This is a genomic window from Azospirillum sp. P4_B5, assembly GCF_056402275.1.
In genome coordinates this window covers 24,204-49,153 of the sequence record NZ_JBFUHT010000009.1, presented here as the reverse complement: position 1 = coordinate 49,153, position 24,950 = coordinate 24,204, and the positions used below count along the sequence as shown (strand labels likewise).

General features: G+C 70.4%; 23 protein-coding genes. 2 read left to right on the top strand and 21 right to left on the bottom strand.

The window, feature by feature from the left end:
- Position 1: 1 nt before the first annotated feature.
- Both AC1DVI_RS09540 and AC1DVI_RS09535 read left to right on the top strand, forming a co-directional pair.
- Positions 2-784: an ATP-binding protein gene (locus tag AC1DVI_RS09540; RefSeq protein WP_476957760.1), complete on the top strand. Its 783-nt coding sequence runs from the start codon at positions 2-4 to the stop codon at positions 782-784.
- A 19-nt stretch (positions 785-803) separates the two neighbouring features.
- Positions 804-1,961 carry a PP2C family protein-serine/threonine phosphatase gene (locus AC1DVI_RS09535; protein WP_476957759.1) on the top strand — a complete coding sequence of 386 codons (1,158 nt, stop codon included), beginning with the start codon at positions 804-806 and terminating at the stop codon, positions 1,959-1,961.
- A gap of 78 nt (positions 1,962-2,039) precedes the next feature.
- Here the strand turns inward: AC1DVI_RS09535 and AC1DVI_RS09530 are convergent, their stop codons facing one another.
- The 21 genes from AC1DVI_RS09530 to AC1DVI_RS09430 form a co-directional block, all read right to left on the bottom strand.
- On the bottom strand, positions 2,040-2,615 hold the full coding sequence (locus AC1DVI_RS09530; RefSeq protein WP_237904919.1) for a DedA family protein: 576 nt from the start codon (positions 2,613-2,615) through the stop codon (positions 2,040-2,042).
- A gap of 255 nt (positions 2,616-2,870) precedes the next feature.
- Positions 2,871-3,302, bottom strand: coding sequence for a hypothetical protein (locus tag AC1DVI_RS09525; protein ID WP_476957758.1), 432 nt, complete (start codon positions 3,300-3,302; stop codon positions 2,871-2,873).
- Between the two features lie 114 nt (positions 3,303-3,416).
- Positions 3,417-3,872 (bottom strand): putative toxin-antitoxin system toxin component, PIN family, encoded by a 456-nt coding sequence (locus AC1DVI_RS09520; protein ID WP_476957757.1) that lies wholly within the window; start codon positions 3,870-3,872, stop codon positions 3,417-3,419.
- Positions 3,873-3,896: 24 nt separating this feature from the next.
- A complete protein-coding gene (locus tag AC1DVI_RS09515; protein ID WP_476957756.1) occupies positions 3,897-5,099 on the bottom strand; it encodes a PP2C family protein-serine/threonine phosphatase in 1,203 nt (400 codons plus the stop codon).
- The gene (locus AC1DVI_RS09510) at positions 5,096-6,271 is read right to left on the bottom strand and encodes a response regulator (RefSeq protein ID WP_476957755.1); all 1,176 of its coding nucleotides are present in this window, start codon (positions 6,269-6,271) and stop codon (positions 5,096-5,098) included. The genes AC1DVI_RS09515 and AC1DVI_RS09510 overlap by 4 nt, the downstream gene beginning before the upstream one ends.
- Entirely contained in the window at positions 6,271-6,999 is a 729-nt protein-coding gene (locus tag AC1DVI_RS09505) for an ATP-binding protein (RefSeq protein ID WP_476957754.1), read from the bottom strand. The genes AC1DVI_RS09510 and AC1DVI_RS09505 overlap by 1 nt, the downstream gene beginning before the upstream one ends.
- A 5-nt stretch (positions 7,000-7,004) precedes the next feature.
- On the bottom strand, positions 7,005-7,310 hold the full coding sequence (locus AC1DVI_RS09500) for an STAS domain-containing protein (RefSeq protein WP_014241675.1): 306 nt from the start codon (positions 7,308-7,310) through the stop codon (positions 7,005-7,007).
- Positions 7,311-7,423: 113 nt separating this feature from the next.
- On the bottom strand, positions 7,424-8,590 hold the full coding sequence (locus tag AC1DVI_RS09495; RefSeq protein WP_149164379.1) for a methyl-accepting chemotaxis protein: 1,167 nt from the start codon (positions 8,588-8,590) through the stop codon (positions 7,424-7,426).
- Positions 8,591-8,601: 11 nt separating this feature from the next.
- Positions 8,602-9,666, bottom strand: a complete 1,065-nt coding sequence (locus AC1DVI_RS09490) for a protein-glutamate methylesterase/protein-glutamine glutaminase (RefSeq protein WP_476957753.1) — start codon at positions 9,664-9,666, stop codon at positions 8,602-8,604.
- Positions 9,667-9,669: 3 nt separating this feature from the next.
- Positions 9,670-10,296 carry a chemotaxis protein gene (locus AC1DVI_RS09485; protein WP_476957752.1) on the bottom strand — a complete coding sequence of 209 codons (627 nt, stop codon included), beginning with the start codon at positions 10,294-10,296 and terminating at the stop codon, positions 9,670-9,672.
- A 3-nt stretch (positions 10,297-10,299) separates the two neighbouring features.
- Positions 10,300-11,220: a CheR family methyltransferase gene (locus AC1DVI_RS09480; protein WP_476957751.1), complete on the bottom strand. Its 921-nt coding sequence runs from the start codon at positions 11,218-11,220 to the stop codon at positions 10,300-10,302.
- Positions 11,217-14,144: a methyl-accepting chemotaxis protein gene (locus AC1DVI_RS09475; protein ID WP_476957750.1), complete on the bottom strand. Its 2,928-nt coding sequence runs from the start codon at positions 14,142-14,144 to the stop codon at positions 11,217-11,219. Before AC1DVI_RS09475 ends, AC1DVI_RS09480 begins: the two co-directional genes overlap by 4 nt.
- A gap of 123 nt (positions 14,145-14,267) precedes the next feature.
- Positions 14,268-14,825, bottom strand: coding sequence for a chemotaxis protein CheW (locus AC1DVI_RS09470; protein WP_476957749.1), 558 nt, complete (start codon positions 14,823-14,825; stop codon positions 14,268-14,270).
- Positions 14,826-14,835: 10 nt separating this feature from the next.
- The gene (locus AC1DVI_RS09465) at positions 14,836-17,070 is read right to left on the bottom strand and encodes a chemotaxis protein CheA (RefSeq protein WP_476957748.1); all 2,235 of its coding nucleotides are present in this window, start codon (positions 17,068-17,070) and stop codon (positions 14,836-14,838) included.
- Between the two features lie 30 nt (positions 17,071-17,100).
- Complete coding sequence (locus AC1DVI_RS09460) at positions 17,101-17,478, bottom strand: response regulator (protein WP_014241666.1); 378 nt, start codon at positions 17,476-17,478, stop codon at positions 17,101-17,103.
- Positions 17,463-17,774, bottom strand: a complete 312-nt coding sequence (locus tag AC1DVI_RS09455) for an STAS domain-containing protein (protein ID WP_476957747.1) — start codon at positions 17,772-17,774, stop codon at positions 17,463-17,465. Before AC1DVI_RS09455 ends, AC1DVI_RS09460 begins: the two co-directional genes overlap by 16 nt.
- A gap of 180 nt (positions 17,775-17,954) precedes the next feature.
- Positions 17,955-20,693: an ATP-binding protein gene (locus AC1DVI_RS09450; RefSeq protein WP_476957746.1), complete on the bottom strand. Its 2,739-nt coding sequence runs from the start codon at positions 20,691-20,693 to the stop codon at positions 17,955-17,957.
- Position 20,694: 1 nt separating this feature from the next.
- Entirely contained in the window at positions 20,695-20,928 is a 234-nt protein-coding gene (locus AC1DVI_RS09445) for a hypothetical protein (RefSeq protein WP_145622857.1), read from the bottom strand.
- Positions 20,925-23,132 carry a 3'-5' exonuclease gene (locus tag AC1DVI_RS09440; RefSeq protein ID WP_476957745.1) on the bottom strand — a complete coding sequence of 736 codons (2,208 nt, stop codon included), beginning with the start codon at positions 23,130-23,132 and terminating at the stop codon, positions 20,925-20,927. The genes AC1DVI_RS09445 and AC1DVI_RS09440 overlap by 4 nt, the downstream gene beginning before the upstream one ends.
- Positions 23,129-23,545 carry a response regulator transcription factor gene (locus tag AC1DVI_RS09435; RefSeq protein WP_476957744.1) on the bottom strand — a complete coding sequence of 139 codons (417 nt, stop codon included), beginning with the start codon at positions 23,543-23,545 and terminating at the stop codon, positions 23,129-23,131. The genes AC1DVI_RS09440 and AC1DVI_RS09435 overlap by 4 nt, the downstream gene beginning before the upstream one ends.
- Before the next feature lie 219 nt (positions 23,546-23,764).
- Entirely contained in the window at positions 23,765-24,877 is a 1,113-nt protein-coding gene (locus AC1DVI_RS09430) for an SPOR domain-containing protein (protein WP_476957743.1), read from the bottom strand.
- Positions 24,878-24,950: the final 73 nt, after the last annotated feature.

Here is a 24,950-nt window from a genome sequence, read left to right as displayed (position 1 = left end):
GATGGACGGTTCCTCCGCCTGTCTTCCCCCCGGTCCGGCTGGCGCCGTGCGACCTTTCAGCGTGGTGCGGGACCGCGTGCCGGCGGACATCGCCGCGCGGGTCGCGGCGCGCTTCGGCCTGGGCGAGGCCGCGGGGGGCGCCGCAGACGCGGTGGATGGCCGGGCCGCGGCCGCGGTGCTGCTGGCCCAGGCCGACCGCGACATCCTGCGCGGCGCCTTCGGGCTCAACCGCTTCCTGACGGTGGAGCTGACGGAGCGGGAGGAGGGGACCGGCGCCATCGAGGCCGACTGGCTGGGCGCCCCGCCGGTGGAGCGGGGGTTCTACCTGTCGCTGACCACCGGCACGGCCTATGGCCTGCAATGCGCGGTTCTGGTCTGCGACGAACTGACCCGGCGCGGCGTGCTGACGCCGGAGCGGCGCGGCAACGTCGAGCTGTGCCTGCACGAGGCCATCGCCAACGCCATCGTCCACGGCAATCTGGGCATTCCCAGCGCGACCAAGGAGCAGCCGGAGGGCTACCGCCTGTTCAGCCGGCTGCTGCGCGAACGGCTGGGCGACGGCGCCGTGCGGCAGCGGCGGATCGACATCTTCGCGCGCTGGACCGCCGACAGCCTGTCCATCGCGGTGGTCGACCAGGGCAGCGGGTTCGACGCCGCGGCTCTGCCGCAGAACACCGACAGCGGTGCCCATTCGGGCCGCGGCTTCGTCTTCATGCGGGCGCTGGCCCGGCGCATCCACGTGACCGACGGCGGGCGCTGCACCCTGCTGCAATTCGACCTGTGACGGACGGGCGGGTCCGCGCATGCCCATTTCCCTCGCCGCCAGCCGTGTCCTGATCGTCGACGACAACGAGTTCAACAGGAAGTCGCTGGCCCTGATGATCCGCCGCGCCGGGCTGACCCAGATCGAGGTCGCCGAGAACGGCGTGGAGGGGCTGCGCAAGGTGGAGAGCTTCCGCCCCGATCTGGTGCTGCTCGACGTCAGCATGCCGGTGATGGACGGGCTGGAGATGTGCCGGCGCCTGCGCGAGCGGCTGACCCACGAGGAGCTGCCGATCCTGTTCCAGACGGCGCTGGACAGCGACGAGGAGCAGGTTCGCTGCTTCGAGGCCGGGGGCAGCGACTTCATCTCCAAGCCGATCAAGCCCGGCGAGTGCGTCGCCCGCGTCCGCCACCAGCTCGAAAAGCGCAAGCTGTTCACCGACCTCGCCAACTTCCGCGAGCGGGTCGAGCGGGAGCTGAAGCACGCCAAGGCGATGCAGCTCTCCCTGCTGCCCGAGCCGAAGGAGCTGGAGGCCGTCGCCGAGCGGTATGAGCTGGTGCTGGACGCCCATTTCGAAACCTCGTCGGAGCTGGGCGGCGATTTCTGGAACGTCTACCCGCTGGACAGCCACCGCGTCGCCTTCCTGCTGGTCGATTTCGCCGGGCACGGCATCACCGCCGCCATCAACACCTTCCGTCTGCACACGCTGATCGACCGCTTTCCCATGCAGCATGTGCCGCCCTCGGAATGGCTGGCCGGGCTGAACCGGGCGCTGAAGGAGGTGCTGCCGGTCGGGCAGTTCGCCACCGCTTTCTTCGGCATCCTCGACTTGCACACCGACACGTTGACCTACGCCTCGGCCGGGGCGCCGAATCCGGTGGTGGGGATCGCGGGGGAGCTTCGGCTGCTCGACTCGGCGGGGCTGGTGCTGGGGGCGTCGCGCCGCGCCGTCTATGCCGACCGCAGCCTGCGCCTGCCGCGTGGAAGCTGCCTGTTCCTCTACAGCGACGCGCTGATCGAATGCAGCGGTCCGGACAACGAGCCGATCGGCCAGGACGGGGTCCCCGGTCTGCTGCGCGGGGCCATGGCCGCCAACCGCGCCCGCCCGCTGGGGCCGCTTCTGGAGCGCTTCTACGCCCGCACCAGCCTGCCGCTGCGCGACGACCTGACCGCCGTGTGGATCGCCCGCCGGGCGTGAGGGCGTCCTTGAAAAGGAGAAAGGCCGCCGCGGTTGTCCGCAGCGGCCCTTTGCCTTAGTGTCGGGGGAGGGGCGCCGTTACGCCTGCGTCTCGGAGGCGGCGTAGCGGCGGCGGACCCACATCACGCTCTTCACCGCGAAGATGGTGACGCCGATGCCCAGCGCGATGAGCAGGAGGATCTTCGGGCCGTTCTCGCCGATGGCGGCGGCGGCTTCGCCGAACAGGTAGCCGGCCCCGGCGAAGCTCCAGGCCCAGATGCCGGCGGCGATGAAGTTCCAGAACAGGAACTTTCGCCAGGGCATGCGGGACGTGCCGACGGCGACCGAGGCGATGTTGCGCACCCCGTAGAGGAAGCGGAAGGCCAGGATGAAGCCGACGCCGTAGGTTTCCAGCCAATACAGCACGCGCGTCGCGCGGGCCTCCGCCGCCGGGAAGCGGGCCAGGGCCTTGCCGCCCCATTTGCGGCCGATCCAGAAATAGCACTGGTCGCCCATGAAGCTGCCGATCCAGACAGCGGCAACCAACCAGTAAAGGTTGATGATCCCCAGATGCGCGCCCATCCCGCCGAAAATCACGAAGGTCTCGCCTTCGAAAAAGGCCCATATGAAGGCCAGGGGATAGAAGGCATCGCCCCAATCCTGGAGCCAGGTCATCCAGTCCAAATCACCCTCCCCGCGGGTCGTTCCTTTTCGGCTCGGACCGCCGGCGAGGCGCCACGGAAACGCAGGCGCGGCCATTGGTCAGGCTACGGACACATCATTGCACATAAGTGCGTGTCTTGTCGCGCAATCATTCCCGAATCGGGGGGAGGCAACCGTACAAAGTTGGGGTACGAAACGATCTATTGCCGCGGGATTATTTTGTGTCGGGACACGTATTCTGTGAATCGGTCAGAGTTCGTGACTTGGTCAGCCGTCCTCGCCCGACAATTCGCCGACCGCCTGCCGGGCGGCGCGCAGCAGCAGGGGATTCGGTTCGGACGGGCCGTCCTCTCCCTCTTCCTCCTCCCAGGCCCCCGGAGCGGCGCGGCGCTTCAGCTCGCGCGCGGCTTCGATCAGCAGATGGGCCAGCTTCTGGTCGGGCAGGGCCTGGGCCAGCGCCCGCAGCTCGGCGTTGGTCAGGGCCGCCGGGTCGAAGTCGGCGCGCGGCGCCATCGGGACGGGCGGCGGCGGGACGAGGGCTAGGGTCATCGGCGGCGGCGCCGATGGTGACGGAACGTCTTCCCGCACCACGTCCACGGCCACCGGCGCCGCCACGGTGGTGGCGCGGGACCGGCGCGCCGGTTTGCGCGCCCGCTCCGTCTCGGGCAGGCTGTCGAACAGGAGAGGTTGCGTGCTCATCCGGTCACCCGCGATCCGTTCACCGCTAGTTTGCGAAGTGTTCTCTTTTCATTCTAGAGAACGAAGAACGGATGTCGAGTGGAAACTTTTTGGGCGGACCTGTGAAACGCGGAGTCAGGCGATCGCGTCCAGGAACCGTTCGGGGCGCAGGATGCGGGTGCGGCCCACTTGGCGCACCGACAGAAGCTGCCGGTCCACCGTCACCAGCCAGTCGGCGTCGGCGGCCAGCGCCACCGCCAGGAACATGTCGTCGTCGGGGTCGCGGCACAGCCGCCCCACCGGGGCGGGCTCAACCCGCCGGGCCTCCGCGGCGAAGGCGGCCAGGAAGGCGGCGCGCTCCCCCGCCGGGCGGTAGCGGTCGAAGTCCGGGCGCATCAGCACCTCCCGCAGCTCCGCCAGCGTGGCGTCGGAGACGAAGGCGGCTCCTTGCGCCCGCACCGCCTCGACGCTGCGCTGGATGGCCAGGCTGCGGCGGGGCACCTCGGCGCCCAACAGGGCGTAGCCGACGAGGATGTTGGTGTCCAGAACGGCCCGGAAAGATTGGGCGGCGTGGTGGGGGCTGGCGGTCATGCGCCCGTCGATTTCATGCCCCGCTCAGCCCTTGCGGGTCAGCAGCAGAGCGGTCAGGTCGTCGTCGATCGGGCCGACAGCGCGCAGGCGGTCCAGCAACCCGTCCAGGAAACGGCCGCCGTCGGTCTCGCCCATCCGCTCGGCGACCAGGGCGGCGAGGCCCGGCTCGTCCAGAACGTCGCTCCCGACCGGGATCTCGATGGCGCCGTCCGAATAGAGGAACAGGCGCCCGCCGGGGGGCAGGGGGAGGGAGCGCTCCTCATACTCCGCCGAGGCCAGCAGGCCGAGCGGCAGGCCGGCGCTGTCGCCCAGCAGCGGCGCCGCATCGCCGGGCGCCCAGACCATCGGGCGCGTGGACCCGGCCGAGGCGTAGACGAAGCGGTTCTCCGCCGGCTCGACCACCCCGGCCAGCATGGTGGCGAACTGCCCGTTGGGAAGCAGCGCGCACAGCCGCCGGTTGACGGTGGACAGGAACTCGGCCGGGGTCAGGCCGGACATGTCCATCTGCTGGCAGATCGCGTGCAGGCGGAAGGTGTTCAGCGCCGCCCCGACGCCATGGCCGGAGAAATCGACCATGTAGAGCATGGTCCGGCCCTGTCCCTGCACCTGTCCCTGTCCCGGCGCAATAGCGTCGTGCCGCAGGTCCCAGAAATCGCCCCCCAGCTCCGACGAGGGGGCGAAATGGGCGGCAATACCCACCCCCGCCGCGGCCTCCACCTCGGCCAGCCGCTCCGGCGACGGCATCAGCCGTTCCTGCATCTTGCGGGCGAGCGACAGTTCGCTCTCCGTCCGCTCGTGGAAGCGCTGGAGATCGTGCAGGAGGGCGCGGTTCTGCAGATGGATGCGCACGCGGGCCAGCAACTCGACCGCGTTGATCGGCTTGGTCACGTAATCGGTGGCCCCGGCGGCGAAGGCCTTGGCGCGATCCTCCGCCCGGTTCAGGCTGGACTGCACGAGAACCGGCAGGTCCTTCCAGGCGGGAATCGCGCGCAAGCGCCGGCACATCTCGAACCCGTCCAGGTTCGGCATCATCAGGTCGAGCAGGATCAGGTCGGGCCGAAAGGCGTCCAGCCGGGCCAGCGCGTCGTTGCCGTCCTCCGCCATGTCGATGCGGGTGACGCCGCCGCGTTCCAGCAGGGCCTGGAGCAGGTGGCGGTTCACCCGGTTGTCGTCCACCACCAGGACGCGGGCCGTTTCCAGCCCCGGAACCTCCGGCAGGCTGTTCATCGCGCACCCCCGTGCCCGATCCAGACCAGCGTGTGGTCATCGAGCGGCACGTCGCCCTGGGCGGCGGCGAGCGCCGCGGTGACCGCCGTGAAGGCGTCGCCGCCGCTGCCGTCGGCCATGGCGTTCCGGACGGCGGCGCTCTGCAGCAGGGCGGCGAGGCCGCCGTTGCGCCCGCCCAGCGTCTCCAGCACCGCGGTGGAGTGCAGGACCAGCACGGACTTCGGCGGGAAGGGCAGGCTGCGCTCCTCGTAGTGCGCGCCGGTGGCGATCCCCACCGGCTGGCCGTCCCCCTCGCCGAAGACCAGCGGCGAGGGGTTCGGCGGTATCAAGACCGGCGGGGCTGCCGCCGCCGCCGCGTAGGTGAAGCGTTCCGCCGCGCCGTCCACCACCCCATAGATCACCGTGGCGTGCTGCCCAAGCTCCAGCAGGCAGACGGCCCGCTCGTTCAGTTCGGTCAGGAAGGCGCCGGGCCGCTCGCCGAGATGGGGGGCCAGCTCGTGGATCAGCGTGTGCATGCGGAAGGCGTTCAGCGCCGCTGACACGCCGCGCCCGGCCATGTCCAGCAGGAACAGCCCGAACCGCCCGCCGGCCAGCGGCAGCACCCCCCAGAGGTCACCGCCGAGGTCGGAGGACAGCGCCGTGTGCGACCGCAGCGTCACCCCCGCGCTGTCCGTCAGCGTGGCGCACAGCGCCGGGGAAGGCAGCAGATGGTCGTACATGGAGCGGGCCATCGCCAGCTCCCCCTCGACCCGTGCCCGGTAGGTCTGAAGGTTGCGGATCAGCACCCGGTTCTGCAGGTGGATGCGCACGCGGGCGACCAGCTCCGTCCGGTCCAGCGGCTTGGAGATCAGGTCGGTGGTGCCGGCGGCGAAGGCGCGGTTGCGGTCGTCGCTGGACGACAGGGCGGTCTGCACCAGCACCGGCAGGTCGGCGTAGGCGTGGTCGGCGCGCAGGCGGCGGCACACCTCGAACCCGTCCATCCCCGGCATCATGATGTCGAGGATCAGCAGGTCGGGCGCCTCCGCGGCGATCTGGGCCAGCGCGTCGAAGCCGTCCTTGGCGTAGACGATGTTCTGGAAGCCGGCTTCGCTGAGCAGCGCGCCGATCAGTGTGCGGTTGAAGTCGGTGTCATCCACCACCAGGATGCGGCAGGCGGCGATGGCGTCGTCCATCAGAGGGGGAACCTCATGCGGATGCGGCGCCCGCCATCGAGAAGCTGAAGCTCCTCGACGATGGCGGCGATCAGGTCCAGCCCGCGGCCCGAGGCGCCGTAGTCGATGCGCTCCGGCCGGGCGAAGCCGGTTCCCTCGTCGGCAACCTCAACCACCGCGCAAGCGCTCTCCAGCCAGGCGGCGACCTCGATCCGGCGGTCGGCGAAGGTGGGATCGGCCATGCGCGCGGCCAGATCGTGGGAGAAGCGCTCCAGCGCCTCCACGCTCAGCCCCTTCATGCCTTCGACCTGGAGGTTGCCGTGCACCACCGCGTTGCTGATCGCTTCGTGCAGCGCCAGCTCCATGTCGTCGCGCTGGGCCTCCGGCATGGGATGCAGGGCGGCCAGCCCGTTCAGGACGCGCCCGGCGAGATGCAGGCGGTTGGCGGTCACCGTCGTCACGCAGGCGAACAGGTCGGCGCGGGCGGCGCGGTGCGCGGCCTCGACGATCTGGGCGTCGGACAGGCCGGCGATCTCGATCCAGGCCCCGAAGGGCCGCTGCCAGAACTCCGGCGCCTCCACGGCGCCGGCATCGCCCACCAGAAGCAGCACGGAGGCGCCGAACGCCTCCCCCGCCGGGGAGCCGGGCCGCCGGTGCGGAAGCCGAAGCGCCGCCGACAGCCGGTCCAGCCGGTCGGTCGGCACGCCCAGGCCTTGCAGGGCGGCGACGTGGGTGGGGGAGGGGACCAAGGGGATCAGTCCTCGATCGTGACGATCTTGTTGAGCTGGGCCACCGTCAGCACGCGCTTGACCTGCCCGGCGGCGGAGCGCAGGACGAGCTGCTTGTCCGCGTTCGCCATCTCCTCCCGCGCGATCAGAAGCATGCCGATTCCCGCCGAATCGACGAACTCCAGCGTGGAGAGGTCGAGCACCTGACGCTTGGCCTTGTTCTGCAGCATCTCCCGGATCAGGGCGCGCAGCTTGGCGTGGTCGTTGAAGGTCAGGCGACCGCGCAACCGAACCAGAGTCTCCTGCTCCTTGTCCTCAATTCCGTAGTCCATCGGTCCGGTGTTCCTGAAGGGTGTTCCTGAAGGGGCATTGGGGCGGGTGGCCTTGTGCGGACCACGCCAGAATGGGGCAAGTCAGGCCGGGGATTCCACAGAATCCCTCGGCTTCAGAAAAGTTCGATGTCGCCGCCGGAACTGTCGTCCTGGCCGGCATCGACGTCAAGGACGCCATGCTCGTCCAGCGCCGTCCCTTCCAGCAGCAGACGGCGCACGAAGCGCTGGCGCATCTCGCTCAGCTTGAAGCGGCCCAGCAGCTCGTCGAGCCATTCCTGCGGAACCTGTGGCCCCAAGGAAGCGGGCATTTCGACGCGGGTGCGGTTTTCCAGCTCGTTCAGCCCTTCCGCCATGATGGCGAGGCTGTCGTTGATGGCCTCCAGCCGCTGCTTGGTCAGGTCCTGGAACTGCATCCCGGTGACCATGCGGCTGATGGTGGCGGACATGTCCGACGACACGGTCGCCGCCGTCTCCAGCACCGCCTGGAAGTGGTTGGTCTGGTCGACCAAGCTGTCCATGGTCTTGTCCACCCGCTCCTTGGCGAGCATCTGGGGGGACATGTCGGTGTCGGCGATCTGGCGCAGGATGTCGTGGCCGTTGCGCACGCCCTTGACCACCGCGGTGACCTTGGAGCGCATGCGGTCGGCCAGCGCCCCGGTGGAGCGGGAGAGGTGGCGCACCTCCTGCGCGACCACCGCGAAGGTCCGCCCGGCCTCGCCGGCGCGGCTCGCCTCGATGGTGGCGTTCAACGCCAGGAAGTTGGTCTGGCGGTTGATGGCGTCGATGTCGCCGATCGACTTCTCCAGCTCCGCCACGTCCTTCTGCACGTCGTCCAGCAGATAGACCATGCTCATGGCGTGGCGGGACAGAATGACGATGTTGGAGATCATGTCCGCGATCATCTGCTGCATGCCGGTGACCAGCTGGTCCATCGGCACCCGCTCCCCGTCGATGGAGACGGAGCCGGCCATGCCGACGATCTCCTCCACCCGCTCCGACTGCTGCATGGCCTTCTCGGCCAGCTCGCGGAAGCGGGAGGAGAGGTCCAGCGTGGCGTCCTCGACCGTCGAGGAGGTGCGCGTCAGCTCGTTCTGCACCGCCTCCAGCGTGCGGCGCTGGATGTCGGCGTAGCCCATCCAGGTCGCCAGAAGCTCGCCGGTGACCGCGATCTTCTCGCCGATCTCGGGCAGGCTATGCACGGGAGCGCCATCGTCGGGAAGGTCCGGCTTCTCCGGTTCCGGTCCGGCTTCCAGGCGGGGCGCGCGGCCGTAGAAAGACATGGTGCTGCTCCTCAGTTCGCGCGCGTGCGGTGTTCGCCGATGGCGTCGAACGCGCGCAGCATCTCGGCCGGTATCTGCGCCAGCGGCAGTTCGACGGCGACCGCCCCGGCGTCCCGGGCGGCGCGCGGCATGCCGTAGACGACGCAGCTCGATTCCTGTTCGCCGATGGTATAGGCCCCCGCGTCGCGCATCGCCAGCATGCCCGACGCCCCGTCGCGGCCCATGCCGGACAGGATCACCCCCACCGCGTTCGCCCCCGCCGCCTTGGCGACGGAGGAGAACAGCACATCCACCGACGGGCGGTGGCCGCTGACCGCCGGGCCGTCCTGGATGTGGCAGGAATAGCCCTGGGCGTCGCGGATGATCACCAGATGCCGGTCGCCGGGGGCGATGTAGACCTTGCCCTGGACCAGCCGGGCGCCCTGGGTGGCGACCTCCACCGACGGCGGCGAGATGCGGTCGAGCCGGGCGGCGAAGCTGGGGACGTAGCTCGGTCCCATATGCTGGGTGATGACGATGGGCGGGCAGTCGGCGGGCATGACCGCCAGCACGTCGCGGATGCGCTCCACCCCGCCGGTCGAGGCGCCGATGGCGATGAAGCGGGTGCCCGACCCGGCGCGGCGCGGCGTCTGGAGGGGCGAGGCCGCGGGCTTGGGCCGCCGCATCGACAGGCGGGCGGTGGCGGCGATGCGGATCTTGCCGACCAGCTCGTGGGCCATCGCCTCGAAGCCGTGGCCCTCCGAGCCGTCGGGCTTGGCCACGCAGTCCACCGCGCCGATCTCCAGCGCGCGGATCGTCGCCTCCGATCCCTCCTGGGTCAGGGAGGAGACCATGACGACCGGCGTCGGGCGCAGCGTCATGATCTTCTCCAGGAAGGACAGCCCGTCCATCCGCGGCATCTCGACGTCCAGCGTGACAACGTCCGGGTTGGTCCGCTTGATGACGTCCCGCGCCTCGTAGGGGTCGCGGGCGACGCCGACCACCTCGATGCCGGGCTCGTCCGAGATGACGGCCTTCAGCATCTCCCGCATCAGGCTGCTGTCGTCCACGATCACGACGCGGATGGAGCGTGTCATGGCTCAGTCCTCCCCGAACAGTTCCACGTCGCCCTCGATCGGCTGGTGCCGCAGGCTGGAGCGGAAATGCAGTTCCTGGTTCGCCGTCTCCGACAGGGCTTCCGGCCGCAGCATCTTGCGCATGGCCTTGCCGGTGTGGGGAAAATAGTGGATGCGCCGGGCCGAGGCGCCGCCGAGATCCTGGCCCATCAGCTTCAGCCCCTCCCGCCGCACGTAGTCGAGCGCGAAGGCGGCGTTGCGCTGGCCGACGTCGAAGCTGGAATCGATGACGCGGGCGCCGCCGAACAGCTTGACCTCCAGCCGCCCGCGCTGGGCGCCGCGTGCCAGCAGGTCGTTGATCAGCCGTTCCATGGCGACCGAGCCGTAGCGCGCCGCCGCCCCGGTGCCGGCGTCCTCGGACTCCGGCACCTCGGGCAGCAGGAAATGGTTCATGCCGCCGATCGCCGTCGCCGGGTCGTGGACGCAGGCGGCCACGCAGGAGCCCAGCGTCGTCACCATCATCACGTCCGAGCGGTTGCTGACCAGATGATGGCCGAGAAAGACCTTCATCGTGTGGGCGCGGAACTGCGGGTGGAAGTAGCCGCCGGTCTGCCGGGCCTCCGCCGCGCGGCGGCTTGCGAATGCGGTCATGCGTCACAGCCTCCGGTAGATGGTGGGGCCGGTCTGGCGGAAGCGGTCCGACACGCCGTACAGGCTTTCCGAATGGCCGAGGAACAGGTAGCCGCCGGGTTCCAGCATGCGGGCGAAGTTGCCGATGACCTGGGTCCGCCCGACCCGGTCGAAATAGATCAGCACGTTGCGGCAGAAGATCGCGTCGAACGGCCCCTTCATGGGCCAGTGCTCCAGCAGGTTCAGCGGCTTGAAGGTGATCAGCCGCTTCAGCTCCTCCTCCATCGCCACCATCGGCTCGCCGGCCTCGCGCTGGCGCCGGGTGAAGCGGTCGCGCAGGGGGGCCGGGATGCTGTTCGCCAGATCGGCGGGATAGACGCCGCGCCGGGCGGTGTCGACCATGTGGGTGTCGATGTCGGTCGCCAGGATGCGGGCGTCCCAGCGCCGCAGCTCCGGCCCGAAGCTGGAGGCCAGGACCATGGCGATGCTGTAGGGCTCCTGCCCGGAGGAGCAGCCGGCGGACCAGATGCGCAGCCGCGGGTGGGAGGACTCCCCGGCGTGGCGGGCGCGCATCTCCGGCACCGCGGTCTTCGCCAGGAAGTCGAAATGATGCGATTCGCGGAAGAAGCTGGTCAGGTTGGTGGTCAGGGCGTTGACCAGGAAGCCGACCTCGTTCGCCCCCTCCTCGCTCTCCAGCAGGGCGCAGTAGCTGTCGAAGTCGCCCAGGCGCAGGTCGCGCAGCCGCCGGGCGAGACGGGAATAGACCATCTCGATCTTGTGCGGAGCCAGCGCGATCCCGGCGAGCTGGTAGAGCATCCGGGCAATGAAGTCGAAGTGCCGCCGCTCGAACGGGAACTCCCGCCGGCCGGAGGTCGCCGCGGGGACGGCGCCGCGGTCAGCCGCCTCTAAGGCCGCATCTGGGGAAGGGCTGGGGGCCGCGGTCATGCCGCCCGCCCGCGGGCCTGGGCCCGCGCTTCGCCGGCGAGTTTGTCCAGCAGGCCGAGCACGATGCCCGACAGCCGGTCGAGATCGGCCAGGGCCTGCGCCTCGGCGGCGGCGTCTCCCTGCTCATGGGCGCGCAGGGCGCGCTTGCCGGCCTCGTGGAAGCGGGCGTGCGGCTCGGCGATGCGGTCGAAGGACGGGCAGGAGCGCACGGCGGCGTCGGTCACCGTGTCGTACCACTTGCCCAGGCGGCAGCCGTGATGGTCGGCCAGCCGGTCCGCGGTGGCCTCCCCGTGGCCCTGGACGGTCTTCAGCACGGTGTCGCGGAAGGTCATATGGTCGATCTTGGTGTTCTCGATCAACTGGATGTGGCGGGCCAGCTCGGACGTGCCCCGGGCCCGGCCGGCGTCCAGCGAGAAGAAGGCCATCTGCTGGCGGAGCTGCCCGGCCTGCTCCTCCAGCGAGCGGGCGGCGGCGGTGCTTTCCTCCACCAGCGCGGCGTTCTTCTGGGTCATCTCGTCCATCTGGGCGACGGCGGTGTTGACCTCGTCCAGGCCGGACGCCTGCTCGGCGGTGGCGCGGGCGATCTCCGACACGAGGTCGGCGACCCGCGCGATGCCCGCCACGATGTCGGTCAGCGAGGAGCCGGCGGAGCGGACCAGCTCCACCCCGTCCTTGACCTGCGCCCCGCTGTCCAGAATCAGCGTCTTGATCTCCTTGGACGCCTGGGCGGAGCGCTGGGCGAGGTTGCGCACCTCCTGCGCCACCACGGCGAAGCCGCGCCCGGCGTCGCCGGCCCGCGCCGCCTCCACCGCCGCGTTCAGCGCCAGCAGGTTGGTCTGGAAGGCGATCTCGTCGATCACCCCGATGATGTCGGAAATCTTCTGCGACGAGCGCTCGATCCCGCGCATCGCCTCGACGGCGCTGGCGGCGACCTGACCGCCCTTCTCGGCGGCGCGCCGGGCGTCGTTGGCGAAAGCGTTGACCTGTTGGGCGTTGTCGGCGTTGGAGCGGACGGTGGCCGCCAGCTCCTCCATGCTCGCCGCCGTCTCCTCCAGCGAGGAGGCCTGCTGCTCGGTGCGCTCGGACAGGTCGAGGCTGCCGTCGGCGATCTCGCGGCTGGCCGCGGCGATGGATTCGGCGGCGCCGTTGATGCGGCGGACGATCTCCGACAGCTTTTCCGCCGTGCCGTTGAAATCGTCCTTCAGGCGCAGGAACACGCCCTCGTACGGCTTGTCGATGCGCCGCGACAGGTCGCCCTGCGACAGCGATTCCAGCATGGCGGCCAGATCCTCGGTCACGCCGGAGACGTTGGCGGCCAGCCGGTTCATGCCCTCGCTGACCAGCCGGAAGAAGCCGGTCTTGCCGTCCAGCGCGATCCGCTGGGTGAAGTCGCCGCGCACGGCGCTGTCCACCATGCCGGCGATCTCCGCCTCGATGGACAGCTCGGCGGTCAGGTCGCGCCATTCGACGACGAGGCCCAGCTTCTCGCCGTGGCGCCCGGCGACCGGGCTGGCGGTGATCTCGAAGCTGCGGCGGCCCGCCTTGACCATGCCCTTGTAGGGGCTGGCGAGGCCGGTCAGGCTGCTGCGCAGGCGCGGGGCCTCGGTGTCCAGCGCGTCGAGGGTCTGTCCGATCAGCCCGGCGGCGTCGAAGGCGGGCAGGGCCTTGCGCAGGTCGCCCTCGGCGGCCTTGAACATTGCGAGCGCGGCGGCGTTGCAATCGGTGACGGTCCCGTCCTCGCCCACCGTCATGATGCAGGACGACACGCGGTCGAGGGCGATCCCCGCCCGCACGGCGGTCACCGCGTCATCCTTGAAGGCGGCGACGGCGCGGGCCATCGCGCCCAGCTCGTCGCGCCCGTCGGTGTGGGGGACGGTCACCGACAGATGGCCGTCGCTGAGGTCGGTCATCACCTTGCGGATGCCCTGGACCGGGCCGGTGATCGAACGGGCGATGACCTGGGCGGCGCCGATGCCCAGCAGCAGCGACAGGCCGCCCAGCACCAGGGCCAGCAGGACGCTGTTCTCCACCTCCGTCTCGGCGCGGGTCTCGATCCCCTTCTGCTCGGCGTGGATGGCGGTGGCGATCGAGTCCAGCGTCGCGTTCAGGGCGGTGACGACCTTGACGACGACTTCGGCGCGCAGGCGGTCGATCTCCTTGTCGGCGGCGACGGCGTCGCGGAAGGCGGTGCGGTAGCCCGGCGCCCGCTCCGCCACCTCGCGCAGCATCGCCGCCACGCCGGGTTCGGTCAGCAGGGCCTGCGCCTCGCGCACATGCTCCAGCATTCCGTCCAGGTTCTTTTCCATCGGCCCCGCGGCGGCGGCGTCGCGCATGCCGAGCGCGCGGTTGGCGAAGAGGCGGCTCAGCACCCAGTGCTTCTCCATCTCCTCCCCGACCAGGGCGGCGTCCTTGTCGCCGGTGGCCTGGGCGCCTTCGACGATGCGCTCCAGCGTCGCGGTGATCTGGGTGCCCAGCGGGTCCATGGTCTGGCGGATGGCCGCGTCGTAGCGGTCGCGGACGACACGGATCGCCTCGAACTGGGTGTGGTATTCGGTGTGCAGCCGCGCCAGCTCGGCGAAGGCCGCCGCCTGGCTGGAGCGCTGGATGGCCGCGCCGTAGGCGGCCAGCGCCTGATCGAATTCAGTGCGCAACGCCCGCTGGCGGTTGAGCGCGGCGGGATCGCCGGAGACCAGATAGTCGCGCCCGTGGATGCGCTGGTTGGCGAGGCGGGCCGAGAGGTCCTTGGCGAAGGTGGCGAGTTCGCCGCTGGTGAGCACCGCATCGACGCTGCCGTTCAGGCTGCGGATGCTCAGCAGGCTGGCGGCGACCTGGGCGGCCAGCAGGGCGAGCAGGAGCGCGAAGGCCAGCCACAGCCGCTTCGAGATGCCCATCGACCCAACGAACGAACCGACGCCTTTCGCCATGCCATCCCCCTTGCCCGCCGTGTCGTACCGGCGTTAGCCCTTATTTGAAACAAACCCGTGTGAAAAGCCGCGACATGACGCACCCCCGTCGGCGCCTGTGCGGGCACCTCCGTGGGGCGCTGTTCAGGACGCCCGCTCCAGCGCCGGCAGGGCCCTGGTCGCCGAGTCCAGCTCGCTGTTCTCGACGGAGAACAGCTTCTCGACGCTCAGCAGCGTGACCATGCGGTCGTCGGCGGTGTAGAGGCCGCTGAGATACTCGGCGTCGACCATGCCGCCGTCCACATCGGGCGGCGGCTTGATGGCGTCGTGGCCGATCGTCAGGATGTCGGAGATGGCGTCCACCAGGATGCCGCGGGTCCGTTCGCCCACCTGGATCACCACCACGACGTGGCGCTTGGTGACCGACGTGGCGCCGCCGCCGAAGCGGGCGCGCAGGTCGAAGATGGGGATGATGATGCCGCGCAGGTTGATGACCCCGCGCACATAATCCGGCAGGTTCGGCAGGCGGCTTTCCGGCGTCCAGCCGCGGATCTCGCGGACCGACAGGATGTTGACGCCGTATTCCTCGCTGCCGACGGTGAAGGTGACGTACTGCTCCTCGGCGGCGTTGACCGCCATGACGTCGTTTCGGGCGTCGGTGCGGTTACCGCCGACGGTGGCGAGCGCGGTGGAACTGCTCATCGCTGTGGCCTCAGACCGGTTCGAGTGCGGGGGCGGGCAACGCGGCCACCGGCGGAGACGGCGGACGCGGCGCCCTGGAATCCATGTGCCGGCTCATCTCGCGCAGGCCGGCGACGTCCAGGATCAGGGCGACGCGCCCGTCGCCCAGGATGGTCGCGGCGGCCACGCCGTCGAGGCGGCGGAAGTTCGCTTCCAGGCTCTTGATGACGACCTGCTGCTGGCCCAGCACCTCGTCCACGACGAGGCCGAGGCGGGAGCCGTCCTCCGTCTCCACCAGCACGACCAGCGCGCGGGTGGGGTCGGCGACGGCGCCGGGGATGCCGAACAGCTGGTGCAGGTAGACCAGCCGCACATACTCGCCGCGGGCCATCATCACGTCGCACTTGCCGACCAGCCCGTGCAGGTCCGCCGCCTTGGGGCGCAGGCTCTCCACGATGTTGGTCAGCGGCAGGACGAAGCGCTCCTCGCCGACCGAGATCACCATGCCGTCGAGCACCGCCAGGGTCAGCGGCAGCGACAGCACGAAGCGCGAGCCCTCGCCCGGCGTGGAGTAGACGCCGATGCGCCCGCCGAGCGAGGTGATGTTCCGCCGCACCACGTCCATGCCGACGCCGCGGCCCGACAGGTTGGACACCTGATCGGCGGTGGAGAAGCCGGGCAGGAAGATCAGGTTGTCGATCTCCTCGTCCGACAGGGTGGCGCCCGGCTGGACGAGGCCCTTCTCGATGGCCTTGGACAGCACCTTGGGCCGGTTGATGCCGCGCCCGTCGTCGGTGATCTCGATGACGATGCGGCCGGAGCGGTGCTGTGCCGACAAATGCACGGTGCCGGCGCGCGGCTTGCCGACGCGCTCCCGCTCCTCCGGCCCTTCCAGCCCGTGGTCGATGGAGTTGCGGATCATGTGGGTCAGCGGATCGACGAGGTTCTCCACCACCGTCTTGTCCACCTCGGTCGTCTCGCCGCTGGTGACGAGCTGGACCTCCTTGGCTGTCGTGGCGGCGCATTCGCGGACCAGCCGCGGCATGCGGGAGAAGACGCTCGACACCGGCTGGGCGCGGATCGACATCACGCTCTCGCGCAGCTCGCGGGTGTGCTGGGCCAGCTGCTCCAGCCCTTCCAGAAGCTCCTGGAACTCGCCGGGGGGCAGCTCGCGCACATGCTCGGCGATCATCGCCTGGGTGATGACCATCTCGCCGACCATGTTGACCAGCCGGTCGATCTTGTCGAGATCGACGCGGATGGTGTGGCTGGTCAGCCCGGCGTGCTCCGCCCCGCCGCCGTTGGGGCGCGGGCGGGCGGTTTCTGCTTTCGGGGCGTCGGCCCCAGGGGCTTTGGGAGGCGGCTCGGGGACCGCGGCGACCACCGCCGGCGGGGCGGCCGTGGCGACGGGCACCGGATCGGCGGCGGCGGGCGGCGGGGCCTCCGCGGTGATGCGGATGTCGCAGTCGTCGGCCACGAACTCGAAAACGTCGTTGATCTTGTCCAGATCGACGTCCGCATCGGCGATCAGCGTGATCGTCCAGGAGAGGTGGAGAAGCTCCGCCTCCAGGTTCTGGAGGTTGGGCAGGGCGTCGGTGTGGCACTCGACGGTGGCGTCGCCCAGCCGGCGCAGCGCGCGCAGCATGAAGGCCGGCTCGTTGCCCGACATCAGCAGGTCGGACCGCGGCCGGAAGACGATGGTCCAGCGCAGCTTGCCGGGGGGAACCGGGTCCTCCTCCGCGCGGGCGGCGGCGATGGCGGCCATGGCGTCGCCGAACAGCCCGGCCTCGTCGTCCTCGTCGTCGGCGTAGGTGGGGGCGTAGACCGGCGCTGGCGCCGCAGCGGCGGAAGCGGCCGCCGGAGCCTGGACTTGCGGATTGCCGCCCGACAGATGGCGGCGCAGGGCGGCCACGGTGCCGTCGGTGGTCCCCGCCGGGGCGGGGTCGCCCTCGCGCGCGTAGGCCAGCATCTGGCCCAGCAGGTCGTTGGCGCGGATCAGCGTGTCCACCAGCTCGGTCGTGACTGGGACGGTGTTGTTGCGCACCCCGTCCATCACCGTCTCGAACTCGTGCGCGAAGGCTACCAGTTCGGTGAAGCCGAAGGCGCCGCCGCCGCCCTTGATGGAATGGACGGCGCGGAAGATGGCGTTGACCTCGTCGGAATCGACCTCGCCCGGGGTCAGCCGCAGCAGGCCGGCCTCGGCGACCTCCAGCAGCTCCGCGCTTTCGTCGAAATAGGTTTGCTTGAACCGGCTCAGGTCTTCCACGGGCGCCCCCTCACAAGCCAGGATGCGGCGTCAGCCGCACACCTTCTGCACGACGGAGATCAGCTTCTCCGGATTGAAGGGCTTCACGATCCAGCCGGTCGCCCCCACCGCACGGCCTTCGGACTTCTTCTTCTCGTCGGCCTCGGTGGTCAGCATCAGGATGGGCAGCGTGCGGTGCGCCGGGGTGGCGCGCAGGCGGCGGATCAGGGTCAGCCCGTCCATCACCGGCATGTTCAGGTCGGTGATGACGAGGTCCACCTTGTTGGCGCCGATGACGCCCAGCGCCTGCTGGCCGTCGGCGGCCTCGACCACGTCGTAGCCGGCGCCCTTCAACGTGAAGGAGACCATGTCCCGCATGGTCCGCGAATCGTCGACGGTGAGTACCTTCTTCTTCACGCTTGGCTCCATTTCTTCAACCAGCCGTCCAGCCCCAGATCCTCGCAGGCTTCCGCCAGGACCTCGGACGGCTGGGCGATGGCGAATGTGCGGTTCTGTTCGGCGGCGTGCCGGGAGGCGACGAGGAGCGCCTGGACGCAGGCGGTGCTGACCCGCTCCACCGCCGCGGCCTCGGCGATGACCGTCTCGGAGGCGGCGAAGCCGGCGCGCAGGCTGTCCAGAAGGGGCTGCGCCATGGCGAGGTCGAGATCGCTGGGCAGGCCCAGGCGCACCGTCCCCCCCTCGTCGCTCCATTTGATCAAGGTCACCGTTCGTCTCCTTGCAACCCGACCGGGCAACGCCCCGTCCGGGAGACCGATCATGTCCGGCATTTGGTAAAAAACCTGCCTGAAACACGTATAAGGATTCGTTAAGGCAACTGGACTGACCTGTGTCAACCAGGGGTGTCATCGGGCGGGGCGTCCCGATCGTTTCGTCTTCCGATTGATTCAGGGCGCCGCTTCCACTCGCGCTTCCGCCAACGGCACGGTGAAGGCGAAGGTGGAGCCGGCGCCGGGGACGCTCTCCACCCAGATGCGCCCGCCGAGATGCTCGACGATGCGCTTGCTGATGGCCAGCCCCAGCCCGGTGCCCTGCGGCTTGTCGGTCATGGTGTCGCCGACCTGCCGGAAGCGGTCGAAGACGATGGCCTGATGCTCCGCGGCGATGCCGGGGCCGCTGTCGGTGACGGACACGCGCAGATGGTCGTCCTCCGCCGCGATGGACAGCGAGGCCCGTCCGCCCGCCGGGGTGAATTTGGCGGCGTTGGACAGCAGGTTCACCGCCACCTGCACCAGCCGGTCGTGGTCGCCGCGCACCGGCGGCAAGCCTTGCGGGATGGTGACGGCCAGAGCGATGCCGCGCTCGTGGAACAGCCGGGCGGTGGCCGCCGCCGCCTGCTCCAGCGCGGCGCCGAGGTCCATCGGGCGGACCTGCCAGTCGATCTCCCCGGCCTCGATCTTCGCCATGTCGAGGACCTGGTTGATCAGGCGGGTCAGCCGCTCGCTCTCGGTGATGACGAGGCCGAGGAACTCCTGCCGCTGCTCCAGCTCGATGTCGGGGTTGTCGTGCAGCACCTCGGTCAGGGCGCGGATGGAGGTCAGCGGCGTGCGCAGCTCATGCGTCACGGTGGACAGGAACTCGTCCTTCAGCCGGTCCAGCTCCTTCAGCCGCTCGTTGGCGGCGCGGAGCGCGGCGGAGGCGCGCTGCAGCTCCGCCGTCTTGTGTTCGAGCTGGCGGCTGTACTCGATGACGTGGCTGGTCTCGTCCAGCATCCGCATCAGCTCGGGGTAGCTGACCTCGCCGCCCTCCACCGCGGAGGCCAGCGCCACCCGCGCGGAGGCGGCGCCGATCGCCCCGGCGAGCAGCCGCTCGGCGAAGCGCACCAGCTCCGCCCCGGCCCGGCGGTCCGGCTCCAGCGGCCCGTTGCGGCGGACATGCTGGGCGAAGGCGGCCTCCGCCCGCTGTGGACCGAGGAAGCGCGCGACGATGCGCTGCAGATCGCCGACCGTGGCGGTGCCGCGCCAGACGCCGGTGGGCAGGGGGGTGTCGCGGTGCTGGAACACCTCCACGAAGGCGGTGGCCTGCGCCCGCTCGCCCAGGCCGGGCCGGTCGAGCAGGGAGACCACCACGTAGAGGCCGATGTTCAGCAGCATGCTCCAGAACAGCGTGTGGGTCAGCGGGTCCATCCCGTCGAGCCCGAACAGCGCGTAGGGCCGCAGCAGGGCGACGCCCCACGGCCCCTGGTCGATGAAGGCGGCGGGCAGCCAGCCGGAGCGAGCGAAGCTGGGCAGCAGCAGCGTGTAGGCCCAGGTCAGGATGCCGGTGCCGAGGCCGGCCAGCGCGCCGCGCCGGGTCGCCCCCGCCCAATAGACTCCGCCGATCAGCGCCGGGGCGAACTGCGCCACCGCCGTGAAGGAGATCAGCCCAATGGCGCTCAGCGCGTAGGCCGAGCCGGCGATGCGGAAATACAGGTAGCCGAGCAGCAGGATCGCCACGATGGCGGCGCGCCGGATGGTCAGCAGCAGTGGCGACAGGTCGTGCAGCCGTTCCAGACGGGCGCTGCGGGCGCGCAGCAGCAGCGGCATCACGATGTCGTTGCACACCATGGTGGACAAGGCGATGGCCTCGACCACGATCATGCCGGTGGCCGCCGACAGGCCGCCGATGAAGGCGAGCAGGGCCAGCCACTCGTTCCCGGCGGCCAGGGGCAGCGCCACCACGAACATGTCCGGGTCCACCGCCCGGTCGGGGAAGCGCATCAGCCCGGCCACCGCCACCGGCAGGACGAACAGGTTGATCAGCAGCATGTAGAGCGGGAACAGCCACAAGGCGCGGGTCAGGTGCCGCTCGTCCACATTCTCGATCACCGTCACCTGGAACTGGCGGGGCAGGCACAGCACCGCCGCCATCGACAGCAGCGTCATGGTCAGCCACGAGCCGTCCGCCAGCGCCGGGGCGGAGGTGAAGAGGCCGCGGATCTCCGGATGCTCGGCGGCCGTGGCGAACAGGTCGGTGGGGCCGCCGTGCAGCCCCCAGACCACCGCCGCGCCGACTGCCAGGAAGGCGACCAGCTTGACCACCGATTCGAAGGCGATGGCCGCCACCATGCCCTCGTGATGCTCCGCCGCGTCGATGTGGCGCGTGCCGAAGATGATGGCGAAGGCCGCCATGACGACCGCCACGTAGAAGGCGTTGTCCAGGACGACGGGCAGGGACAGGCCGCCGGTGGCGCCGGACGGGTCGGTGCCCCACAGCACGTCGAAGCTGACCGCAACGGCCTTGAGCTGCAGGGCGATGTAGGGCGTCACCCCGATCACCGCGGTCAGCGCCACCAGCCCGCCCAGCCCCTGGCTGCGCCCGTAGCGCGACGCGATGAAGTCGGCGATGGAGGTGATGCGCTGCGCCTTGGCGATGCGCAGGATCTTGCGCAGCACCAGCGGCCCCAGCAGCATCAGCAGGGTGGGTCCGAGATAGATCGGCAGGAAGCCGATGCCCAGCGACGCCGCCCGCCCGACCGAGCCATAGAAGGTCCAGGTGGTGCAGTAGACCGCCAGGGAGAGCGCGTACACGTACGGCGAGGCGATGACGCTGCGCCCGGCGTCCGCCCGTCGGTCCGCCCACCAGGCGATGGCGAAGAGGAGGAGCAGGTAGGCGAAGCTGGCAGCGACGATGGCGGGCCAGGGCATGTCAACGCCCCCCGCGTTCCAGAAGCACCGCCGACAGCGCGATCACCCCGCCCCACACCCCCAAGGCGTACACGTACAGCAGCGGCAGGCCGAACAGCGTGTCCCCGGCGCCGAAGACGCGCAGCAGCGGCGGGTTGAAGGCGACCACGCCGAACAGGAACAGCGCGATCAGGCGGTCGGCGCCCGCCCGTCGCGGTGGAGGGGTTGCGGGTTGCGGGGCGGGACCCCCGGTCAAAAGGCGCGCTCCCGCGCCGCCAGCTCGACGATGATGTTGGCGCCGCGGATGGCGTCGTCGAGCGTGCGGACGTCGCGTTCCTTGAGCATCTCGACCATGCGCAGGAAGACCGCGGCGGTGACGAGGCTGTCGCCCAGCGCCGTGTGGCGGTCCACCACCTCGATCCCCAGCCGCTCGGCGATGCCGTCCAGCGTGTGGTCGCCGCCTTCGCCGAGCAGCATCCGCGACAGCAGCATGGTGTCGAGCACCGGGCTGTCGAAGCGCACGCCCGACGCCCGCTCCTTCATCTTCAGGAATTTCAGGTCGAAGGCGGCGTTGTGGGCGATCAGCACCGCGCCCGACACGAAGCCGCGGAACTGCGGCAGCACCTTGTCGATGGTCGGCTTGTCGGCCACCATCGCGTCGGTGATGCCGTGGAAGGGGATCGATTCCGGCGGGATGGTCCGCTTCGGGTTGACCAGCGTGTTGAAGGTCTCGCCGGTCAGGATGCGCCCGCCGACGACGCGCACGGCGGCGATCTGGATGATCTCGTCGCCGGTGCTGGGCGACAGGCCCGTCGTCTCGGTGTCGAAGACCACGTAATGGAGCTGGTCGAGCGGCGTGCGGCCAAGCTCGCTGGTGGCCAGCGGCTGGTGCAGCAGGTTGAAGTCGAAGAACTCCGGCCGCGCCCCGCCGCGCGCCGTCGTGTGGGCGGAGGGCGGCTTCAGCGCGGGCGGCAGCGGCACGCGCAGGCGCGACAGCAGCTCGCTCTCCGATCCCGGCCCCTTCACCGGCTCGCTCCACATCGTGCTCTTGTGGTGCTGAAGCACGTCGCCGACCGTCAGGCCGCCCAGCGCGTCGGGCAGCGGGTGGTCGAGCCAGCTGTCCACGATGCCGCTGGGCACCGACGGGCCGCGCCAGGTGATGTCCAGATAGACCCAGCTGTCCCCCGGCTCCGCCGACAGGTCGTAGGCGGGAACCCCGGTCAGCGCGTAGACGTATTCGATCAGATAGCCGAACAGGATCACGAGGCTGTAGCTGTCGCCGTGCACCCATTGCGGCAGGCCGGTCAGCGTCACGCCGTACTGCGCCTCCGGCCCGACCCGGTGGCGGATCAGGTTGATGAGGTTGGTGGAGTGGATGTCGCTCATCGGCCAGGAGCCGGTGACGACGCTGCGGTACGCGTTGGTGACGCGGGCCAGCCGCTCCGACAGGGTGTTGGACGACTCCATCAGCGCGGCCTGGAAGGCGGCGCGCTCCTCCGGCCCCAGCTCCGGCGTGTCCTCCAGCGTCTCCAGCACGGCGCGCAGGTTGGCGATGGGGGCGCAGAAGCCCTCCGTCGCCTCGCGCAGCAGGGCGTCGCGCTGGCCGAGCGCGGCCAGTTCGCTGGTCGCGTCGGACAGGGTGATGACGTAGCCCGTGATCGTCGGTGGCTCGTCCGAGCCCTCCGGCGGGTCCTGCAGAATGGCGCTCATCCGCCCGGCCAGCAGGATGCGCCCGTCGTTGGTGGCGCCGACGAACTGGGCGGTGGTGCCGTGCTCGTGGTTGACGTGCCGCCCCTCGCGCACGCGCAGGGTCAGCCGCTCCAGCGTGTGGATCACCGGCTCCGCCACCACGAAATGCAGCAGGGAGCGGCCCAGCCCGAGGTCGCCGGCCAGATGCAGGATGTCGAGCGCCGTCTGGTTGTAGAGCAGGATTTGGTGCTTGAGGTTGCAGACCAGGACGCCTTCGTGCAGGTCGCGCAGGACGGCGGCCAGCCGGGTCTTCTGCTCCTCCGCCTTGGCGGTCGACTCCGCGACGGTGCGGGCGGTGTCGCGGCGGGCGGCGGACAGCTTGTCTGACAGCTCGTTGACCGCCTTGGCCACCGGGGCGAGATCGCCGTAGCGCGCCAGCGGGATGCGGGCGCCGGTCTTGCCGTCCGCCGTGCCATGGGCGATCAGCCCGGCCTCGCGGCTCAGCGTTTCCGAGGCGCGCAGCAGCCGCCGGTCGACCAGCCCCCACAGGCCCCAGACCGCGGCGGTGACGGCGGCGGTCATGGTGACGGCGTAGGTGACGAAGGCGTTGGGGTCGCCGTTCGCGCCGAAGCCGACCGCAGCCCCCACCGACAGCAGGGGCAGGCCGACGCCGGCGGCGCGGAAGGCCAGGGGGATGATCCGGCGCGGCTCCGCCGGGGCGGTTGCCGGAGCGGCGGTTCCGGCACTTCCGGTGGTCGCCGGGGCGCTCATGGCTGAGGCTCCGCGGTTCCGCCCGGCGCGCTGTCCTGGTTGCTTTCGGGGTTCAGGTACTTGCGGACGGTGGTGACGAGGTCGCGGGTCGAGAAGGGCTTGGTGATGTAGTCGGTGGCGCCCAGCGCCATGCCCTTTTGCCGCTCCACGTCGCGGCTCTTGGCCGTCAGCATGATGATGGGCAGCGACTGGTAGGCGGGGTCGGCGCGCAGCGACTGGCAGACGTCGAACCCGTCGCGCCGCGGCATCATGGCGTCCAGCAGAATCAGGTCGGGCGTGCTTTCTGCAACCGATTCAAGGGCTTCCTCGCCATTGCGGGCGATGCGCACGGCAAAGCCCGCCTTCTGCAAGAGGACCTGCAGGGAGAGGACGATGCTGGGCTCATCGTCGGCGACCAGGATCGTCGGCTTCATACCAGGGTTTCCTCCGGTTCGCCGGTCTGATGCGCCGGCTTCTTGCGGCTGCGCTTGTTCTAATATGCGTGCCTGTTCAATCCCATGTTAGCGGCAAGGATAAGCACAGATCAAGACGAAGCCCGCCCGCAATACCGAAATTGCGGGCGGGCATTCCGAAAGGAAAGAAGCGGAATAGAGGGAAGCGACAGTTTGTCGCGGCGCCGCCGTTGCCTGCGGTCAGCGCGTCGAGACGACGATGGGCTGCGCTTCCACCTTGCCCTTCAGCGACGCGGCGGCCTGGCGGGCGGCGGCGGTGTCGGCATAGCCGCCGACGCGGACGACGTGCCAGGACCGCTGCTCGGCGTCGGTCCAGTCCAGCGCGTAGGCGTTGAAGCCGAGACCGCGCAGGCGGCGGACCAGCCCTTCCGCGTTGTCGGCCTGCTGGAAGGACCCGACCTGCACGGCGTAGCGCCCGTCCGGAGGAGCAGCGGCGGCGGTCGGCGGCGTCAGCACGCCGGACGATGGAGCCGTGGCGGGCGGCGTGGAGGCGGTCTTGGGCGCCGGCTTGATAGGCTGCGGCGCCGGGCGCGTTGCGGTGGCCGGGCGCTGGGCCGACAGCATGGCCTGAAGTTCCGCCGTTTCCGTAGCCTTGGCGGGCGCCGGTGCCTTGATGGGTTCGGCCGGGGGCGCCGTCAGGGTCGAAGCCGGCGGATGCGTCTGGGCTTTCGCGCTCTCCGCCGTTTCCACGGGGTGCGGCGCGGGGACGGGGTCGGCCGGCTTGGTGACGGCGGGAGCGGGCGACGGCGGAGCCGGTGGCTCCGGCACCTTCAGCGCCGGCGGCGGGATCTGCGGCAGCGCCATGGGCGGCGTGGCCACGGTGGGCGGCGCGACGATGGTCTGTGTCTGCATCGGCGCCTGCTGGGGCGGTGCAGGAGCGGGCGCTGCGCGGGTGATCAGCGGTTCCGGCTTTGCCGGAGTCACGGTGCCGGGCGAAGCGCCGCCGGGAGCCGGTGCGCTTGGGACGGCGGTGATGAGCGGTGSGGGGGGCGCGGACGGCGCCTCCCCGCCCTGGTCCAGCATCACGACGACCGCGCCGATGCCGATGGCGGCGGCGAGCGCCGCGGCGATCTTGCCGATGGGCAGATGCCGCTCCGCCTTCCGCCCGGCGTCCGGGGACAGGAGATCGTCCTCCTCCGCCGGGTCGGCCTTGAGGTCGTCGTTGAGGGCGCGCAGAAGGCGGGCGATGTCGTCCCGGGCCTCTCCCCCATCGTCGGCGGGGGCATCCGCCATGGGGCGCGCCTTGTGATCCGCCGTCCGACCGGCGGCCTTCATCTCATCCTTGAACGTCACGGCGGCGTGCGCACCCAGTTGAAGATCGCAAGAAGTCGGCAGTCACGGGAACGCGGCTTCGAAGGGCCGCGCC

Excerpts from the sequence above, each read along its gene's own strand:
- AC1DVI_RS09540 (WP_476957760.1), top strand. The coding sequence starts at position 2 with ATGGACGGTTCCTCCGCCTGTCTTCCCCCCGGTCCGGCTGGCGCCGTG.
- AC1DVI_RS09535 (WP_476957759.1), top strand. The coding sequence starts at position 804 with ATGCCCATTTCCCTCGCCGCCAGCCGTGTCCTGATCGTCGACGACAAC.
- AC1DVI_RS09530 (WP_237904919.1), bottom strand. The coding sequence starts at position 2,615 with ATGACCTGGCTCCAGGATTGGGGCGATGCCTTCTATCCCCTGGCCTTC.
- AC1DVI_RS09525 (WP_476957758.1), bottom strand. The coding sequence starts at position 3,302 with ATGAGCACGCAACCTCTCCTGTTCGACAGCCTGCCCGAGACGGAGCGG.
- AC1DVI_RS09520 (WP_476957757.1), bottom strand. The coding sequence starts at position 3,872 with ATGACCGCCAGCCCCCACCACGCCGCCCAATCTTTCCGGGCCGTTCTG.
- AC1DVI_RS09515 (WP_476957756.1), bottom strand. The coding sequence starts at position 5,099 with ATGAACAGCCTGCCGGAGGTTCCGGGGCTGGAAACGGCCCGCGTCCTG.
- AC1DVI_RS09510 (WP_476957755.1), bottom strand. The coding sequence starts at position 6,271 with ATGGACGACGCCATCGCCGCCTGCCGCATCCTGGTGGTGGATGACACC.
- AC1DVI_RS09500 (WP_014241675.1), bottom strand. The coding sequence starts at position 7,310 with ATGGACTACGGAATTGAGGACAAGGAGCAGGAGACTCTGGTTCGGTTG.
- AC1DVI_RS09495 (WP_149164379.1), bottom strand. The coding sequence starts at position 8,590 with ATGTCTTTCTACGGCCGCGCGCCCCGCCTGGAAGCCGGACCGGAACCG.
- AC1DVI_RS09490 (WP_476957753.1), bottom strand. The coding sequence starts at position 9,666 with ATGACACGCTCCATCCGCGTCGTGATCGTGGACGACAGCAGCCTGATG.
- AC1DVI_RS09485 (WP_476957752.1), bottom strand. The coding sequence starts at position 10,296 with ATGACCGCATTCGCAAGCCGCCGCGCGGCGGAGGCCCGGCAGACCGGC.
- AC1DVI_RS09480 (WP_476957751.1), bottom strand. The coding sequence starts at position 11,220 with ATGACCGCGGCCCCCAGCCCTTCCCCAGATGCGGCCTTAGAGGCGGCT.
- AC1DVI_RS09475 (WP_476957750.1), bottom strand. The coding sequence starts at position 14,144 with ATGGCGAAAGGCGTCGGTTCGTTCGTTGGGTCGATGGGCATCTCGAAG.
- AC1DVI_RS09470 (WP_476957749.1), bottom strand. The coding sequence starts at position 14,825 with ATGAGCAGTTCCACCGCGCTCGCCACCGTCGGCGGTAACCGCACCGAC.
- AC1DVI_RS09460 (WP_014241666.1), bottom strand. The coding sequence starts at position 17,478 with ATGGAGCCAAGCGTGAAGAAGAAGGTACTCACCGTCGACGATTCGCGG.
- AC1DVI_RS09450 (WP_476957746.1), bottom strand. The coding sequence starts at position 20,693 with ATGCCCTGGCCCGCCATCGTCGCTGCCAGCTTCGCCTACCTGCTCCTC.
- AC1DVI_RS09440 (WP_476957745.1), bottom strand. The coding sequence starts at position 23,132 with ATGAGCGCCCCGGCGACCACCGGAAGTGCCGGAACCGCCGCTCCGGCA.
- AC1DVI_RS09435 (WP_476957744.1), bottom strand. The coding sequence starts at position 23,545 with ATGAAGCCGACGATCCTGGTCGCCGACGATGAGCCCAGCATCGTCCTC.